The 15,634-nt window shown below is 67.7% G+C and carries 13 protein-coding genes; 1 reads left to right on the forward strand and 12 read right to left on the reverse strand.

The window, feature by feature from the left end; translation table 11 throughout:
* Positions 1–53: 53 nt before the first annotated feature.
* The 12 genes from CVV76_RS16610 to CVV76_RS16665 all read right to left on the reverse strand — a co-directional run bounded on the left by CVV76_RS16610 (position 54) and on the right by CVV76_RS16665 (position 15,188).
* Complete coding sequence (locus CVV76_RS16610; protein ID WP_102225802.1) at positions 54–1,271, reverse strand: c-type cytochrome; 1,218 nt, start codon at positions 1,269–1,271, stop codon at positions 54–56.
* On the reverse strand, positions 1,268–3,037 hold the full coding sequence (locus CVV76_RS16615; protein WP_102225803.1) for a GMC family oxidoreductase: 1,770 nt from the start codon (positions 3,035–3,037) through the stop codon (positions 1,268–1,270). Before CVV76_RS16615 ends, CVV76_RS16610 begins: the two co-directional genes overlap by 4 nt.
* Positions 3,034–3,792 (reverse strand): gluconate 2-dehydrogenase subunit 3 family protein, encoded by a 759-nt coding sequence (locus CVV76_RS16620; RefSeq protein ID WP_102225804.1) that lies wholly within the window; start codon positions 3,790–3,792, stop codon positions 3,034–3,036. The genes CVV76_RS16615 and CVV76_RS16620 overlap by 4 nt, the downstream gene beginning before the upstream one ends.
* Positions 3,793–4,220: 428 nt before the next feature.
* A complete protein-coding gene (locus tag CVV76_RS16625; RefSeq protein WP_102225805.1) occupies positions 4,221–5,243 on the reverse strand; it encodes a glutamate cyclase domain-containing protein in 1,023 nt (340 codons plus the stop codon).
* A 144-nt stretch (positions 5,244–5,387) separates the two neighbouring features.
* Positions 5,388–6,485: a TRAP transporter substrate-binding protein gene (locus tag CVV76_RS16630; RefSeq protein WP_102225806.1), complete on the reverse strand. Its 1,098-nt coding sequence runs from the start codon at positions 6,483–6,485 to the stop codon at positions 5,388–5,390.
* Positions 6,486–6,529: 44 nt separating this feature from the next.
* Positions 6,530–7,648: a M24 family metallopeptidase gene (locus CVV76_RS16635; protein WP_102225807.1), complete on the reverse strand. Its 1,119-nt coding sequence runs from the start codon at positions 7,646–7,648 to the stop codon at positions 6,530–6,532.
* Between the two features lie 3 nt (positions 7,649–7,651).
* Positions 7,652–8,653 carry a dipeptidase gene (locus CVV76_RS16640; protein WP_102225808.1) on the reverse strand — a complete coding sequence of 334 codons (1,002 nt, stop codon included), beginning with the start codon at positions 8,651–8,653 and terminating at the stop codon, positions 7,652–7,654.
* A 54-nt stretch (positions 8,654–8,707) separates the two neighbouring features.
* On the reverse strand, positions 8,708–10,063 hold the full coding sequence (locus CVV76_RS16645; protein WP_158243187.1) for a TRAP transporter large permease: 1,356 nt from the start codon (positions 10,061–10,063) through the stop codon (positions 8,708–8,710).
* Positions 10,060–10,686 (reverse strand): TRAP transporter small permease, encoded by a 627-nt coding sequence (locus CVV76_RS16650; protein WP_102225810.1) that lies wholly within the window; start codon positions 10,684–10,686, stop codon positions 10,060–10,062. Before CVV76_RS16650 ends, CVV76_RS16645 begins: the two co-directional genes overlap by 4 nt.
* Positions 10,686–12,341, reverse strand: a complete 1,656-nt coding sequence (locus CVV76_RS16655; RefSeq protein WP_158243188.1) for a hydantoinase B/oxoprolinase family protein — start codon at positions 12,339–12,341, stop codon at positions 10,686–10,688. Before CVV76_RS16655 ends, CVV76_RS16650 begins: the two co-directional genes overlap by 1 nt.
* Before the next feature lie 22 nt (positions 12,342–12,363).
* On the reverse strand, positions 12,364–14,403 hold the full coding sequence (locus CVV76_RS16660) for a hydantoinase/oxoprolinase family protein (RefSeq protein ID WP_102225812.1): 2,040 nt from the start codon (positions 14,401–14,403) through the stop codon (positions 12,364–12,366).
* A gap of 11 nt (positions 14,404–14,414) precedes the next feature.
* Positions 14,415–15,188, reverse strand: coding sequence for a GntR family transcriptional regulator (locus CVV76_RS16665; RefSeq protein ID WP_158243189.1), 774 nt, complete (start codon positions 15,186–15,188; stop codon positions 14,415–14,417).
* 53 nt (positions 15,189–15,241) lie between these two features.
* Here CVV76_RS16665 and CVV76_RS25460 point away from each other — a divergent pair.
* Positions 15,242–15,634 (forward strand): hypothetical protein (locus CVV76_RS25460; RefSeq protein WP_233192989.1); only part of this gene is annotated, 393 nt, incomplete at its 3' end.

The following is a 15,634-nucleotide window of genomic DNA, read 5'->3' on the forward strand; positions in this document are numbered from 1 at the left end:
CGGGGGAGGCGAGGCGCGGGGACCTGAGCCCCCGCGCCGTGGGTCTCGCTGCGTCAGCGTCCCTGCTTGCGCACCGTGGCAACATCGCTGGCCGCCACCGGCGCGCCGGCATTGCCCCAGGAGTTGCGGACGTAGCTGAGGACATCGGCCACCTGCGTGTCGTTCAGGCGCCAGCCCAGGGCGGGCATGCCGGGCCGTGTCGGCGCGGCGGCGGTCTGCGCCCCCTTGCTGCCGAAGAGGACCGCACGCGCGGGCACGGCAACGCTATCCTGCATCAGCACCGCATCGCCCTTGAGCGCAGGAAAGAGGTTCTTCGCCCCCTCGCCCCCGGCACCGTGACAGGCCGAGCAATTGTCGCGGTAGATCGCAGCACCCGCGGTCATGCGCGCGTCGTCGGCCGCAAGCGGCTTGGGCGCTGCCGGTTCGCTCGCCGGCAGCGACTTGATGTAGACCGCGATCGACTTGAGGTCGGCGTCAGTCATCTTCGAGGTCGAGTTGGTGACCGCCTCGGCCATCGGGCCGGAAGCCGTGGTCTTCCCGTCGGTGCCGGTCTTGAGGTAGCGCACGATCTGATCCTCGGACCAGTCGCCGATCCCCCGCCGCTTGGCGCCAGTGATGTTCGGCGCGTACCAGCCTTGCAGTTCTGCCCCGGTATAGGCGCCCGAGGACTTGTCGGCCCCCAGCAGCGTCTTGGGGCTGTGGCAGGCGCTGCAATGGCCCGGTCCCTGGACGATATAGGCGCCACGGTTCCATTCCGGGCTCTTGTCCGGATCGGCCTTGAACGTCTTCGGCGTGAAGTTGATCATGTTCCAGCCACGCATCACCACCCGCTGGTTGAACGGGAACGGAAGCTGGTTCGCCACGACCTTGCGGTCCACCGGGGTCACGGTCTTGAGGTAGGTCCACAGGTCCTTCAGATCCCGGTCGGGGATCATCGAGTAGTTCGGATAAGGCATCGCCGGGTAGAGGTGCTTGCCGTCATGGCCCACCCCCCTGGTCATGGCGTTGCGGAAATCCTGATACGACCAGTTGCCGATGCCTGTTGCCTTGTCGGGGGTGATGTTCGGCGGAACCAGCTTGCCGAACGGCGTGACAAGTGCCTCGCCGCCCGCAAGGTACTTGCCGCCGGATACGGTGTGGCAGCCCGAGCAATCGCCAAGGATCGCCTGGTAGCGGCCGTTCATGACCTGGTTGGCAAGTTCTTCCGCGAACCCGGGGGTCGCGGCGACGAGGGCGCTGGCGGCCAGCGCGAGGGACAGAAGACGTTTCATGCTTTCACCAGCGGCGCGCCCGGCGCCTTCAGATATTGATCGCGGATCGCGTCGGCCGCGCGGAAGGCAAGCGCGCCGACCGTGCCGGTCGGGTTCTTGCCGGCGTTCTGCGGGAAGGCCGAGGCGCCGACGACGAAGACGTTGTGAACGTCCCAGCTTTGCAGATAGGGGTTCAGCGCGCTGGTCGTGGGATCGGTCCCCATGATCGCGCCGCCGGTGTTGTGGGTCGACTGGTAGATCGCCGAATTCCACCCCTTCTTCTGCCGCGACACGGTGTATTGCTTGGCACCCGAGGCCTTCGCGATCTCTTCCATCCGGTCCGAGACGTAGTGCGACATCCGCAGGTCGTTGTCGGGGAAGTCGAAGGTCATCCGCAGAAGCGGCCGGCCGTAGTTGTCCTTGTAGGTCGGGTCGAGATCCAGGTAGTTGCCGCGCGTCGCGTAGCTGCTGCCCTGCGCCCCGAAGGCGAGCGAGCTCTGGTAGGTGTCGCGCGTCGCCTTCTTCCACTCCGCGCCCCATTTCGGGGTGCCGGGCGGGGTTGGGCGGGTCTCGATCGGGCGACCGTTCGAGGGGATGCAGTTGATCCCCGCGCCGCCGACGAAATCCAGATCGCTGTGGTCGAAGCTGTCGCCGTTGTAATCGTCGCAGGTCTGGCCCAGGGCGCCTGCCGCGATGAACGGGTTGAACTTCTTGTCGTCCTCGAAATAGAGGCGCGTGCCGGCGTTGGTCTGGTAGCAGTAGTTGCGCCCGACCGTGCCTTCGCCGCTTTGCGGGTCATATGGCTTGCCGATCCCCGACAACAGCATCAGCCGCACGTTGAACAGCTGGTAGGCGCAGATCACCACGATGTCGGCCGGCTGGAAATATTCCTCGCCGGTGCTGTCGATATAGGTGACGCCGCGGGCCATCTCGGCGCCCTTCGGCACCTCGACCTTCAGCACCTCGCACTGGGTGCGGGCCTCGAAGTTGGGCATCCGCATCAGGGCGGGCAGCACCGTGGTCTGGGCCGAGGCCTTGGAATAGTTGGCGCAACCGAAGCGTTCGCAGAAGCCGCAGTAGGTGCATTGACCCATCGCGATCCCCAGCGGGTTCACGTAATTCTTCGACAGGTTGGCCGAGGGGCTGGGGAACGGGTGCAGACCCATCTTGCCCGTGATGTCGGCAAAGAGCGACGGGCCATAGGTCATCTGCATGGGCGGCAGCGGATATTCGTCCGAACGGGCGGATTCGAAGGGGTTGCCGCCGGGCTGGATCTCGCCCTTGATGTTGCCCGCCTTGCCCGAGATGCCCGCGAGCTTTTCGAACCGGTCGTAATAGCCGTCCATCTCGGCGCCGGTGACGCCCCAGTCCTGGATCTGAAGATCCTTGATCCGGTCGGCACCGTACTTGTCGGTCAGGTGTGATTTCAGCTCGAAATCGCTGTCGTAGAAGCGCCAGGTCTGGCCGTTCCAGTGGACACCCGCGCCGCCGACGCCGTTGCCCGGCAGAAAGCCGATGTAGTTGCGCATCGGCAGGGCGTCCTGGCCGGTGTTGTTGCGCACGGTGATCGCCTCGGCCCGGGCCTGCAGGAACAGGTCGCGGCGGATCGCGTAGCGAAGCTCGTCCGGCATGTAGCCGACGTTGAAATCGGTCGCGGTGTCACGCCAGGGGCCACGTTCGATCGCTACGACGTCGAGGCCGGCCTCGGCCAGCTGATGAGAGACGATGGACCCGGTCCAGCCGAGACCGACGACGACCACATCCTTGCGGGGAAGTACCTTGCTCATTTGTCTGCCTTTCCGCCCCACTGCACGCTGCCCGCGATCGAGATCGGGGCGCCGGTGAAGGGTTTGTTGTGTTGCGGGACCCAGGCGCGGTAATCGTAGCGCGCCCCGGGAAAGCCGATCATCTTCCAGCCGGCCATGTCCTTGTTGCCGCCGTAGATCGGATCCGCGAAGAAGCCCTCCATGACGTTCTCGAGCATGAAGGCGAAGAAGGTCTTGGAATCAAGACCGTTGCCGAACTTGACGTCGCCCTTCTCCAGCGAGGTGAGAAAGGCGTCCTGGTCCTTGGCGTCCCAGTCGGTGAACTTCTTGCCCGGGGTCTTGGCGTCCACCGCCTTGCCAATCGCGGCAAGGCCCTTGCGGAAGCGCTGTGCCGGGGTGTTCGGCCCCTGGTAGCCCTGCGTCGGCAGGCCGGGGTGGAACGGGCCCTTCATGTACAGACGCTCGGCCCGGCCATAGGGGCCGGCCAGCTGCCGGTCGAGGAACACGACACAGCCTGCGTCGGTGCCCGACGGGCTCAGGTCATCGGCCGGGATCAGGCGGTCGCAGATCGCCGACATCAGCGCCACTTCGTCGGGCAGGAAGAAATACCAGCCGCCCGGCTTTACCGGCACCGGGGGTTCGGTGTTGTCGATCAGCCAGGGCAGCTGACCGGAATAGCTATGCGCCGAAACTGGCGAGAGCGCGCCGACCACGAGAAGCGAGACGCCCCCCGCGAGAAAGGCGCGACGCGAGGAGCGAAGCGGAAGCGACGTCATCTGCGGTCCTTTGAGGTGTGGGAAAATACGGGCCCCCGCGACCTTCGCGTGGGAAGCCGAGGAGAGCGTCTGACTGCTGCGACGAACGGCGCAGCTTGAGAGAAGAGTGACATCATAGATCTTGACTTTTTGGCTGATCAGCCGGGCGGCCCTACGACAGGGCCAGAGGCGATTTGCTAGATATTTCAGATCCCTGCGACGCTATTGACGTTAAGTTAACTAGCGCAGATTTCAGCAGTGCCAAGGCCCCGCGGGCATTGATCGCTCCCGTGGCCTCACGTCCGCGTGTCCGCATGTGCGCGATGCCCGCGCGATCCTCGGCCGTGCGCGGCCGCACGAACGGGGCGCAGGCGGCATCGGCGCTCGGGACGCCATGGTGTGTCGCGCTCATGGTCGGCGGCCCTTCGGAATTGTCCTCGGCGTCATGGTCAGAAACCCCGCGACAGCGGCCTCAGGGCATTGTCCACGATGTTTTGCATCATGGTCAGGATCGCCAGCTGGGTCGCCGCGGTGGTTCCGTCCACGCCCTTCATCTGGCGTCCGTTCAACCCGTCCACCGCACCGGCACGGGCGCAGGAGGCAAGCATCTCCGCCTCGACGTCCAGCGAGTGCAGGGCCTCGGTGCGCCCGGTGGTCAGGGCAATGCCGGCCGCGATCGCGTAGCCCGCCCAGTTGGAGATTGCCGCAACGACCAGCACGTCGGCGGGCACCACCGTACCGATGCCGCCGCCGCAACCGCAGACGCAGCGGTGCCCGAATTCCTGGATCTCGGCCACCGCCTCCGGGATGCGGCCAAAGCCCACCTCGTTGCCGCCGTCACCGATACCAAGCGTCGGAACACCCGCGCGCACGGCAGCGGCATGCAGCGCATCGGCGCTTGCCATCACGCTGCGGTCACGGCCGCGGCCGGTGATGGTATGGAACACCCCCTTGTCGTTCGGCCCGCCCTTTTCGACGAAGATCACGATGCTCGGCGCGTGCCGTGCGATCAGCGCCTCCGCCTGCGCCTCGACATCCGCCGGGGCAAGGGCGAGCGCCTCGCACAGCGCCGCGGCCGGGCGGGCGTCGAACGTCGCCTCGTCCAGCACCGAAAGCCCCGCCGCCTCGGCGGTCGCGGCGATCGGGCCGAGGTTGCGTTCCTCGGAGAGGAACACCGGCTTGGCGCCCAGCCCACGGTCAAGCGCGTGGCCGATCGCGACCGCGCCCAGCGGACCGTCGGTCTCACCCACCGGCAGGAACGGCGGCGCCCCCGCCCCGGTGACGATCAGCACCCGATCCCCGGGCGCGACGGCCCGGCAAATCGCCTCTACCGCGAGGGTGGTCAGTGGTCGGCCCGCCTCTTGCCGCGCCGCGTCGTAAAGCGGCGCGATGATCCCGCGCGGCACGCCCGAGGCATAGCGCATCTCCACGGTGATCAATCGATCAAGCGCTTCGCCGATGATGTCGTCCACGTTCTTCTCCGTCTGGTCCAGTCAGCGGCGGCCGGGGTCGTTCCGGCGCTGCCGCATGTCGTGCGCCGCCCTGCGCGGCCCGATTGATTGCCTGCCCGAACCGGGGGCCACTGTCGCGGCCCCCTGCCCTTCGGGATGGATCGTTCAGGGGGTCACCTTGAGGCCGGTGATCGGCCCCACGGTCTTGTCGAACTCGGTCGCGCAGGCCTTGCCGCAGCGCGACACCCAGGCCGGCAGAACCTTGTCGGCGAGGGTCCTCTTGAGCAGCGCGAGGTCGGATTTCGACGGCTCGGTCACGGTCATCTCCTCGGACTTGGGCGCGAGGGTTCCGATCTTGCATTCAGCCGCGTTGCCGGTGTTGCAGGCGACGCCATCGACCGAGCCGCGCGCGGCAAGCGCCCATTGCTTGGCCGAGATGTCGGCGTAGAGATCGGCGACGAATTTCTGCACCGGCGGATCGAGCGAATCCCACCACTTCGTGCTGACGTAATAACCGCCCGTCCCCCAGGAGATCGGGATGTTCAGCATCGAATGGGTCACCTCGTACCACTTCGCGGCGTTGCCCGAGAGCGCGGCCGTCACCGCGCAATCCGCCGTCCCGCGCTGCAAGGCGCCATAGACCTCGGGGAAGCCGATCGAGACGGTCTGCGCCCCGAGGCTGGTCACCAGATCGTTCTGCGAGGCCGAGAAGGTACGGACCTTGCGGCCCTTCAGATCCGCGAGGCTGCCGATCCGGCTCTTGCAGAACAGGATGTTGGCGGGGAACGGATAGGTACCGATGATCTTGATGCCGAACTTCCCGAGCGCGGCGTTGGAATCGCCGATCACCGCCTCGGCGACCTTCTTGGCCGTCGCGACATCGGGGGAAAGGCCGGCAAGATCGGCGATCTCGAGAAAGGGCACCTGCCCCGCGACCTGTGCCAGCGGCGCGGCGCCGATGTCGATCTGACCCTGGCGCACCATCGGCAGGATGTCCGCCGCCTTGACGCCGTATTCCGCCCAGGTCGACGGCTGGATCGTGACCCGGTCATGCGACCAGGTCTTTGCCGCCTTGTAGTCAGGCAGCTCGACCTGCGTGTATTGCGGCAGGGTCGGCAGGGTCTGGGTCACGGTCTTGATCGTGATCTTCGCGCCGGAGGCCGGCAGCGACGGGGTTTCGGCACGTGCCGGCCCGGAGGCGGCGAACGCCACGACCGTCGCCGCGGCGGACAACGCGCTCAGGCAGGTGAGAAGGCTCTTCATCGTGTTTCCCTGTTGCTGTTATCGGTTGATTGGAATGCCGCCCCTCAGGCCGGCATCAGGACCGGCGTGCGGTCGAACCCGGTCAGCTTCTCGGCGCCGGTTTCCGTCACGAGGTAGGTATCCTCGATGGCAAAGCCGCCATGGACCGGGTCGAGAAAGAGGGTCTCGACGTTGATCATCATGTCGGCCTCGAGCGTCGCGGTGCCGGTGCCGATCAGGGGCGGGTTTTCGTGATGCTCCACCCCCAGGCCGTGGCCCACGTGTTCCATCCGGAAGGTCGGGATCCAGTCACGCGCGGTCCGGATGCAGAGGTCGTAGAGCTCGCGCACCGGACGCCCGGCGCACAGCAGGTCCGCCGCCGCCCGCTGGCTGTCGAGCACGCCGCGATAGAGCGTCTCCTGCGCGGGCGACATCTGCTTCCACAGGCGCGTGACGGCGGTATCGGCGTGGTAGCCGCGATACCGCGCGCCCAGATCGAAGCGGATCGCATCGCCGGGGGTCAGTTTGCGATCGCCCGGGATGGCGTGGCTGACCGCCCCGCCCGGACCGAAGCCCAGGACGAAATTGGCGATATTCTCGCATCCGCGCGAAGCAACGCCGGTGGCGTAGATACGCCCCATCTCGGCCTCGGTGATGCCGTCATGCGCGGCCGCGAACATGTCGCCGACCGCCCCCTCCATCGCCGCCGTGGCGATGCGCACCCGGGCGATTTCCTCCGACGTCTTGACCGTGCGGATGTCGCGCACGACCGTTTGCGCATCGACCAGCTGCAGATCGGGACGCAGCTCTGTCAGCGCTTCGCGGATCCAGACCGGAAGATAGCGCTCCTCGATCCCCAGGCGACCCGTGCGCGGCAGCCAGCGATCCAGCGCCACCCGCCACGAGGGCAGGAGGTCGCCGTCGCGGTCGGTCGCGAATTCCGTGTAGCCCAGCACGTCGGTGACCCAGGACCGGGCCCGGAAATCGTCGTAATCCCAGCTCGGCACGATGGCCTGAACCCTCTCGGGCCCGACGAGCGCAAGAAATGGCCGGTCGAGGAAGGAGAACGTCGAGGGCGCGGTGAAATCAGTGGCGTAGAGAAAGGTCCGCGGATCGGCGAGCAGGATCATGTCGAGCCCTGCCGCCGCCATCGTCCGTGTCGCCCGCGCGCGGTTCAGCAACATCGCTCAGGCCCCCCAGGCCGCTTTCAGCACCCGCAGGGCGTTGCCGCCGCAGATCGCCTCGACCTCGGCCGCGGAAAAGCCCCCGCGCTCCAGCGCGGCGGGCAGGTTCGGCAGATCGGCATGCCCCGCCAGCCCCTCGGCGTAGAGCGTCTCGAACACGTAGGGGCCGACCATCTCGGGGTACATCCGGCGGGTGCCGTTCTCCCACTTGATCTTGGAATGCGGGAAGAAGTCGGTGCCGATGGCGACATGCTCGACCCCGACCAGATCGGCGACGTAGCGGAAATGGCGCAGCACGTCGTCGAGGGTCGGGCGCGCATCGGTGCCGCAGAACGGCGAATAGGGAGAGATCCCGATCACCCCGCCGGTCTCGGCGAAGGCGATGATCTGGGCGTCGGTCAGGTTGCGGCCGGAATCGATCAGCGCCCTGGCATTGGAATGGGTCGCGGCGACCGGCTTGTCGCTCAGCGCGGCGATCTCGAGGCTCGTGCGCTCGCCCGCGTGCGAGACGTCGACCAGGATCCCGCAGCGGTTCAGTTCGCGCACCGCGCGCCGCCCCATCAGCGTCAGCCCGTTGTCGATCGGGTCGAGGCAGCCGGCGCCGAACTGGGTGGCCTCGTTGTAGGTCAGCGCCGCGACCCGCAGGCCCAGCGTCGCGAGGATCTGGATGAAGCTGGTGTGATCCTCGATGAAATGCAGGCCCTGCACCCCCTGGATCACCCCCAGCCGGCCCGATGCGCGCGCCTCGAGTATGTCATCGGTGGTGCGCACATGCAGCAGGCGGTGCGGCGCCTCGGCGAACAGGTTCTGGTAGTCGAAGAACTCGTTCAGCACCGGTTTGATGTCGCGCGCGTAAAGCGCCATCGTCAGGTTCGACGCCGAAAGCCCGCCCTCGATCAGCTTGAGCCCGTAATCGAGCGGGCTTGACGCGGGCGGCGTCAGGATGCCCAGGGCGCCTCCCAGCATGTCGATCATCAGCGGGGTGTCGTTCGCAGGTTCGGTCATCGTGTGTTCCGGGGGTCTGGAGGAAAGGGAAAGGCGCAGGGGGCTTGTCGCGGGCTACTGGAAGACCAGCGCAACCGAGGGAAAGGCCAGCAGCAGCGCCACGGCGATGAGGTAGGCGCCGAGAAACGGTATGACGCCCGAGAAGATATCGGTGATGGGCCCCGTTTTTCGCAGCCCCTGCAGCACGTACATCACGGTGCCGTCGGGCGGGGTGATCAGGGCGATCTCGACCAGCAGGGTGACCATCACGCCGAACCAGATCGGGTCGTAGCCGAGCTGGGTAACGACCGGGAAGATCACCGGGATCGTCGTCACCACCATGGAAAACCCTTCCATGATCGTCCCCATCGCAAGATAGACGAGGATGATCGCCGCCATGATCACCCAGCCCGGCACCGGCAACCCTGCGATCAGCGCGGCGACGGATTGCGGCACCCGCAGGCTCGTCAGCACGTAGTTCAGAACGAAGGCCGCGATCAGGATCAGTCCGACCATCGCGGTAGTGCGCGCCGCCGACACCGCGCTTTCGTTGACCATCTTCAGCGTCAGTTCGCCGCCGATCGCCGCGAAGATCATGGCCCCGACCACACCGAAGGCCGCGGCCTCGGTCGGGGTCGCGAGGCCCGAATAGATGGTGCCCAGCACAAGCAGGATCAAAATGACCGTCGGCAGGATCCCCAGCGTCCCGCGCAGCTTCATCGTCAGCGGCAGGCGCCGGGTTCCCGCCGGCAGCGGATTGCGCAGCCCGTGCAGGAAGATCGCGCCGAGGCAGAGCGCCGTCACCAGAAGCGCCGGCAACAGGGCGGCGGCATATAGCGCGCCGACCGAGGTGTTGGTGAGCAGCGCATAGATGATCAGGATCGTGCTGGGCGGGATCAGGCTTCCAAGCGCGCCCCCCGCCGCCAGCGACCCGAGGACCATCCGGCGATCATAGGACGTGCCCTCGAACTGCGGCAGCGCGACCGACCCCATCGTTGCGGCGGTGGCGATTGAGGAGCCCGACATCGCCGAGAATGCGGCGCAGGCGACGATATTGGTGTGCAACAGGCCGCCGGGCACGCGGTTGAGCCAGAGGTTGACGGCGGCATACAGCTTTTGTGACACGCCCGACCGCAACAGCAGCTCGCCCATCAGCAAGAACAGCGGCAGCGCGATCAGCACGTAGTCGGACGAGGTGGTCCACGCGACCGACCCGAGGAAATCGTAGAATGGCCGGTTCGAGAACACGAAGCCCGTCACCACGCCAAGAACCCCGAGGATCGCGGCGATGTAGACGCCGGCGGCGAAACAGCCGGCAAACAGCAGACAAAGCCCGATGATCGGCCAGATGCTGACATCCGGCGCGGTCCCCGAGATCGACAGCCAGACGAAGGCGATCAGGAACAGGATGAAGACGGCGACGGCGATCACGGCTGGTCCTCCTCGCGGGGCTTCTCCTTGCCCTCGTCGAGCGCGCGGCGCGCCTCGTCGGCCTCTTCCTGATGGGATTGGGCGTGCATCAGTGTCTCGATCTCGTCCGGGCGCCGGGCGGCCAGCAGCAGGACGACCTCAAGCGTCAGCGCGGCGGTGAACAGCGCCAGCACGAAGACGCCAAAGGCCCACAGGCTTTGCGGCCAGATCAGCGGGATGCGCAGCGCCGACAGGTCCCGGGCGTTGAACAGCATGGTTTCGCCCAGCACCTTCGTCGCCGACCAGCACAGGATCGCGACCAGGCCGAGCAGCAGCAGAAGTGCGGCCAGATGCGCCCAGACCCTCAGCCACAGGGGCATCTTGCCGACCAGGAGGTCGACCCGGATATGCGCGCGTTCCGCCAGCCCGTGCGCCAGGCTCCAGCTGATGCCGAAGGCCAGAAGGTAGCCCGAGATCTCGGTCGTGGCGCCCGAGCTCACGCCCAGGAAGGTGCGCGACAGCGCGTCGAGCGTGACGAACACCGCCGTGCCGACATAGGCCCAGCCGGCGATCGTCGCCATTATCCTGGCGACCCATTCGATCGCGCGGCGGCAGCCGCCGGCCAGGTGCAGGGCCAGATCCATCACGCGTCCCCGATCTTGCGCCCGGCCGGGTCGCCCCAGCCACCGCCGCCGGGGGTCTCGATCACCAGGACGGCGTCGGGGCCGATGGTCACGCGGCTGGCCTTTTCAGGCAGCGCCTCGGGCGCCTCGGCACCGTCCCGGCGCAGCGAGAACTGCCCCGTCCGGCCCGGCGCGCCGCCCTCAAGCCCCCAGGGCGCGACGCGAAAGCGCTCACCCGAACCGGAGAATTCGGTGACATGGCCCAGCGGGCGGATCGCCCGGGCGATCCCGCGCCCGCCGCGCGTGCGCCCTGCACCGCCCGAGCCCTCGATCAGGTTATAGCCCTCGACCAGCAGGGGATATTCCGCCTCGATCGCCTCGACCGGCAGGTTCGAGGTGTTGGTCAGCCCGGCCTGCACGCCGTCCTTGCCGTCGCGCCCAAGCCGCGCGCCGGACCCGCCGCCGAGGGTCTCGAAATAGACGTATTCGCGGCCGGTGCGGGGATTTCGCCCGTAGAACATGGCCGAGGTATTCGACCCGTTGGAGGCCGCGGTCACCGCCCGCGGCAGCACCGCGGCAAGGGCGCCGAAGATCACATCGACCACACGCATCCCGGTCTGCACCCGGTGCGCCACCGCCGCCGGGGCCACGGCGTTGACGACCGATCCCTCGGGCGCGGTGATCGTGACCGGACGGAGCAGGCCCGAGTTGTTGGGCGCGCGGGGATCCAGCAGCACCTTGAGCGCGAAGCTGACCGTCGATTGCAGCCCGTTGAACACGAGGTTGATGTTGCCCGGCACCTGCGCGCCGGTGCCCGCGAAATCCATCGCGATGGCGTCGCCCGCGACCGTCATCGTCACCCGGATCGGGATGTCGAACACCTCGAGCCCGTCGCCGTCCATCACGTCCTCGAAGCTGTAGGTGCCGTCGGGGATCGCGGCGATCGCGCTGCGCATCCGCCGTTCGGTTGCGTCGAGGATCCCGGCGAAGGCCGCGCGCAGGGTGGGCGCGTCGACCCGGGCCGACAGCTCCTCCATCCGCCGCAACCCGAGGCGCGAGGCGGCGAACTGCGCGTTGAAATCGCCCAGCCGCTCTTCGCGCATCCGCATGTTCAGCAGGATCATGTTCCAGATGTCGTCGATCCGCCGCCCCGCGCTGTAAAGCTTGATCAGCGGAATTCGGATCCCCTCCTGCCAGATCTCGGTCAGCCCCGACGCCATCGACCCCGCGCGGGCGCCGCCGATGTCGGAATGATGCGCGATGGTGCAGACGAAGCAGACAAGCGTGCCGCCGATGAACACCGGCTCGGCGGTGTTGATGTCGGGCAGATGCGATCCGCCGCCTTCGTGCGGGTCGTTGGCGATGAACATGTCGCCCGGGCGGATCGTCTCAAGCGGATGTGCGGCGCGGATCGCGCCGACCAGCCCGATCAGGCCCGACAAGTGGATCGGCAACGACTGGCTTGCCTGCGCGACAAGGTTGCCCTCGATGTCGATGATCGCCGTCGAATGGTCGCGACGTTCCTTGATGTTGCCCGAGAAGGCCGTGCGGGTCAGGGCCGAGAACATCTCGTCGGTGATCGAGGTGAGCGCGTTCTGAAGCAGTTGCAGCCGGATCGGCGACAAGGCGGCCCGCTCGCCAGTGCTGTCGCCCTGCGGCCCTTCGGTCGCGGACATCCGGGTTTCGTCTGCAGAAAGGTCAGTCATGGGTCAGCTCGATGATCAGATTGCCGCGGCCGTCGGCATGGGCGATGTCGCGCGGGCCGATCACGATGGTGCTGTCGACCTGTTCGACGATCGCGGGCCCGGCGAAGCGGTGCCCCGCGGACAGGCCGTCGCGACGGAAGACCTGCGCGGTGAGAGGCCCCTCGGGCCCGTAGGTGACGTCGCGGGTGCCGGTGGGCACCGGGGGGCCTGAGACCGCGCGTGCCGCGGCCTCGGCGGCGCGCGGCAGCGGCATCACGGCCTCCGCCCGAAGCGCCACGATCTCGATCGGGGCGTGCGCGTCGGCATGGCCGTACATCTCGGCGTGACGCGCGACGAAGGCCGCGCGCAGGCTGTCCTCGGTCGCGTCTTCGGGCAGCGGAAGGCGCAGCTCGTAATTCTGGCCCACGAAGCGCAGGTCGACACCGAGGCCCGCACTGCCGGCCGCGCTCTCGCCCTCGCTCTCGAACCACGCCCGGGCGCGCGCCATCAGCTCCGCTGCAGCATCGCCAAGAGCCGCCATTCCCCGAGGGTCGAGGGACACTCCCAGCGCCTGCACGTAATCCTCGCGCAGGGGGGCGTTCAGCAGGCCCTCGGCACACAGGAGACCCGGGCGCGCCGGGATGATCACACGCGCGATCCCCAGCGCCCGCGCGACCTCGGCCCCGTGCAATGGCCCCGCCCCGCCAAAGGCCACCAGATCGAAACCCGACGGATCGAGCCCGCGCTCGACCGAGATCTGGCGGATCGCGCCGACCATCGTGGCGTTGACAATCTCGACGATCCCCAGCGCGGTTTCCTGCGCCGTCAGCCCGAGTGGATCCGCGATGGCCGCGATCACCCGCTCCGCAGCGGCGACGTCAAGTTCCATCGCGCCGTCCAGCAGGCTTGGCGACAACCGCCCGAGGGCAAGGTTCGCATCCGACACGGTGGGCTGATCGCCCCCCTTGCGGTAGCAGGCCGGCCCGGGCACGGCACCGGCGCTCTGCGGCCCCACCTTCATCAGCCCGTCGGTATCGAGCCAGGCGACGGATCCGCCACCGGCCCCCACCGCGTTGATGTCGACCGATGCAAGCTTGACCGGCCGCCCCTCGATCTCGCGCTCATAGGTGAAGGCGGGCGTGAAGCCACGCACGAGGCTGACGTCGGCCGAGGTGCCGCCCATGTCCAGCGTGATGAAATCGCCGCCCGAGGCATCGCCCAGCGTTTCCAGCACCCCCACGATCCCGGCGGCCGGCCCCGACAGCGCGGTGCGCACCGGAAGCTGCGCGGCCCGCGAAAGCGGCATCAGCCCACCGGACGACTGGTTGATGCCGATCTTCGCACGGCACCCCAGATCCGCCAGACCGCGTTCGAGCCGGGCAAGATAGCGTGCCATCTCGGGTTGGACGAAACCGTTGATCGCGGTGGTTGAAAAGCGCTCGAATTCGCGGAACTCCGGGTGCACCTCGTGCGAGAGGGACAGGAACAGGTCGGGCAGACGCGACCGCAGCGCCGCGCCGATGCGGCGTTCGTGATCGGGGTTGCGGTATGCATGAAGCAGGCAAACGACACAGGCATCCGCCCCCGAGGCCGCCACCGCGTCGACGATGCGGGCGATCTCATCCTCGTCCAGCGGCACGTGGACGCTGCCGTCGGCAAGCAGCCGCTCGCGCAGTTCGAAGCGGCGCTCTTGCGGCACCAGGGGGCGCGGCGCATCGGTGTGAAAATCGAACATGTGGGGCCGGACCTGGCGACCGATCTCCAGCACGTCGCGGAACCCCTGGGTGGTCACCAGCGCCAGCCGCGCCCCGCGTTCCTGGATCAGCGCATTGGTCGCAACGGTCGTGCCATGGGCGAACCGGATGAAATCGGCGGGCGATATGCCGATCCGCGCGGCCAGCCGCGCCACGCCCTCCAGCATCGCCGCATCGGGCGACGCGGGCGTCGAGGGCAGCTTGAGCACCTCCATCCGCCCGTCGGAGAGATTGACCGCCGCGATGTCGGTGAAGGTTCCACCGACATCGATCCCGACGTTCCAGCTTTGCATCGGCATCCGCGATCCCCTCAGCGCAGGTAGTGGGCGAACCGCACCAGCCGTTCGCAGGCATCGGCAAGGTTGGCGCGCTTGATCCGCTCGGCGGCCTCGCCGTCCCGGGCGATCAGCGCCGCCAGAAGTTCGCGGTGCATCTTCAGGCCCACGTCCGTTCGACCCGGCAGCAGGATCGAGCGCCGGGCAAGAACGGCCGAACGATCCGCCAGCACGCCCATCGTCTCGTTCAGAACCGCGTTGGCGGCATAGCGCACCAGCCGCTGCTGCGCCTCGTCCACGATCTTGCCGTATCCTTCGAGGTCGGCGGCCGCGATCATCTCGTCGGCGGGCGCGCCGAAGCTGTGGAGAAGGTCATCCCAGGCGCCCTCCGGCGCGCGCTCGGCCGCGAGGCGAGCGGCCAGCCCCTCGACCGCCCCTCGCAATTCGTAGAGCTGGGCGATCTCCTCGGGTCCGAGGCGGGCGACGGTGACGCCCACATTCGCCTTGCGGTCCAGCAGCCTGCGCTCGGTCAGGACCGAGAACGCCTCGCGCACCTGGGCCCGCGAGACCGCGAACTCCTCCGCGATCTCGCGTTCGCGCAGCCGCTGGCCGCTGACGAAGACCTCGCGCACGATCCGGTCGCGCAGGATCTCGACAAGCGTCGCGGTTTCCGGCGCCCCTGCCCCCTGCGCCCCTGCCCCCTGCGCCCTTGCACCCTGCGCGCCCGCCGCCTCCGCGCCGACCGGCCAATCCGGGCCCTCGGTCACGGCGTTGGTCCGTCCATCCAGGTGCTGCGGCGCTCTGCTCATTCGACCCTCCATGTCCTGACCTCCCCTATTTGGTCGACCGGATTGTTGACAATTTGGCCGATGATCTGATCCTGAAATTTTTCGCCGCTAGATTAATTTTTGATCTTATTTTTGGGTTTGTGGGTGCCTTTTGGGCGCGAAAACAACGAAATCCGCCCCGCGGCTTCCCTCTCACCCGCAGGAGCACGTCAAAGCGCCGCTACATGGCTTTGACAGATTCGGAGATGCGCTCCGCCATGCCTTTTCGTCGGGTTCGGGCACCATATGACGGCCGCACATCAACGACCCACTCGACGGTCGCCCGAGCGAAGAAGGCGGGCCGTACCCGGCCCGCCTTTGCGCCGCTGACCGGAACGCGCCGGTTTCAGCGCATCTGCAGCACGATGACCTGGCTGCTGGCCGGATCGGTGCGCTTGCGCAGGTCGCCCACGTCCTTGGGCGTGACC

This window comes from Acidimangrovimonas sediminis, from assembly GCF_002871005.1.
GTDB lineage: Bacteria > Pseudomonadota > Alphaproteobacteria > Rhodobacterales > Rhodobacteraceae > Acidimangrovimonas > Acidimangrovimonas sediminis.

What these genes read in the sequence shown, in the direction of transcription:
- CVV76_RS16620 (WP_102225804.1), bottom strand. Translation starts at nt 3,792, where the DNA reads ATGACGTCGCTTCCGCTTCGCTCCTCGCGTCGCGCCTTTCTCGCGGGG.
- CVV76_RS16655 (WP_158243188.1), bottom strand. Translation starts at nt 12,341, where the DNA reads ATGTCCGCGACCGAAGGGCCGCAGGGCGACAGCACTGGCGAGCGGGCC.
- CVV76_RS16630 (WP_102225806.1), bottom strand. Translation starts at nt 6,485, where the DNA reads ATGAAGAGCCTTCTCACCTGCCTGAGCGCGTTGTCCGCCGCGGCGACG.
- CVV76_RS16650 (WP_102225810.1), bottom strand. Translation starts at nt 10,686, where the DNA reads ATGGATCTGGCCCTGCACCTGGCCGGCGGCTGCCGCCGCGCGATCGAA.
- CVV76_RS16635 (WP_102225807.1), bottom strand. Translation starts at nt 7,648, where the DNA reads ATGTTGCTGAACCGCGCGCGGGCGACACGGACGATGGCGGCGGCAGGG.
- CVV76_RS16640 (WP_102225808.1), bottom strand. Translation starts at nt 8,653, where the DNA reads ATGACCGAACCTGCGAACGACACCCCGCTGATGATCGACATGCTGGGA.
- CVV76_RS16660 (WP_102225812.1), bottom strand. Translation starts at nt 14,403, where the DNA reads ATGCCGATGCAAAGCTGGAACGTCGGGATCGATGTCGGTGGAACCTTC.
- CVV76_RS16615 (WP_102225803.1), bottom strand. Translation starts at nt 3,037, where the DNA reads ATGAGCAAGGTACTTCCCCGCAAGGATGTGGTCGTCGTCGGTCTCGGC.
- CVV76_RS16610 (WP_102225802.1), bottom strand. Translation starts at nt 1,271, where the DNA reads ATGAAACGTCTTCTGTCCCTCGCGCTGGCCGCCAGCGCCCTCGTCGCC.
- CVV76_RS16665 (WP_158243189.1), bottom strand. Translation starts at nt 15,188, where the DNA reads ATGAGCAGAGCGCCGCAGCACCTGGATGGACGGACCAACGCCGTGACC.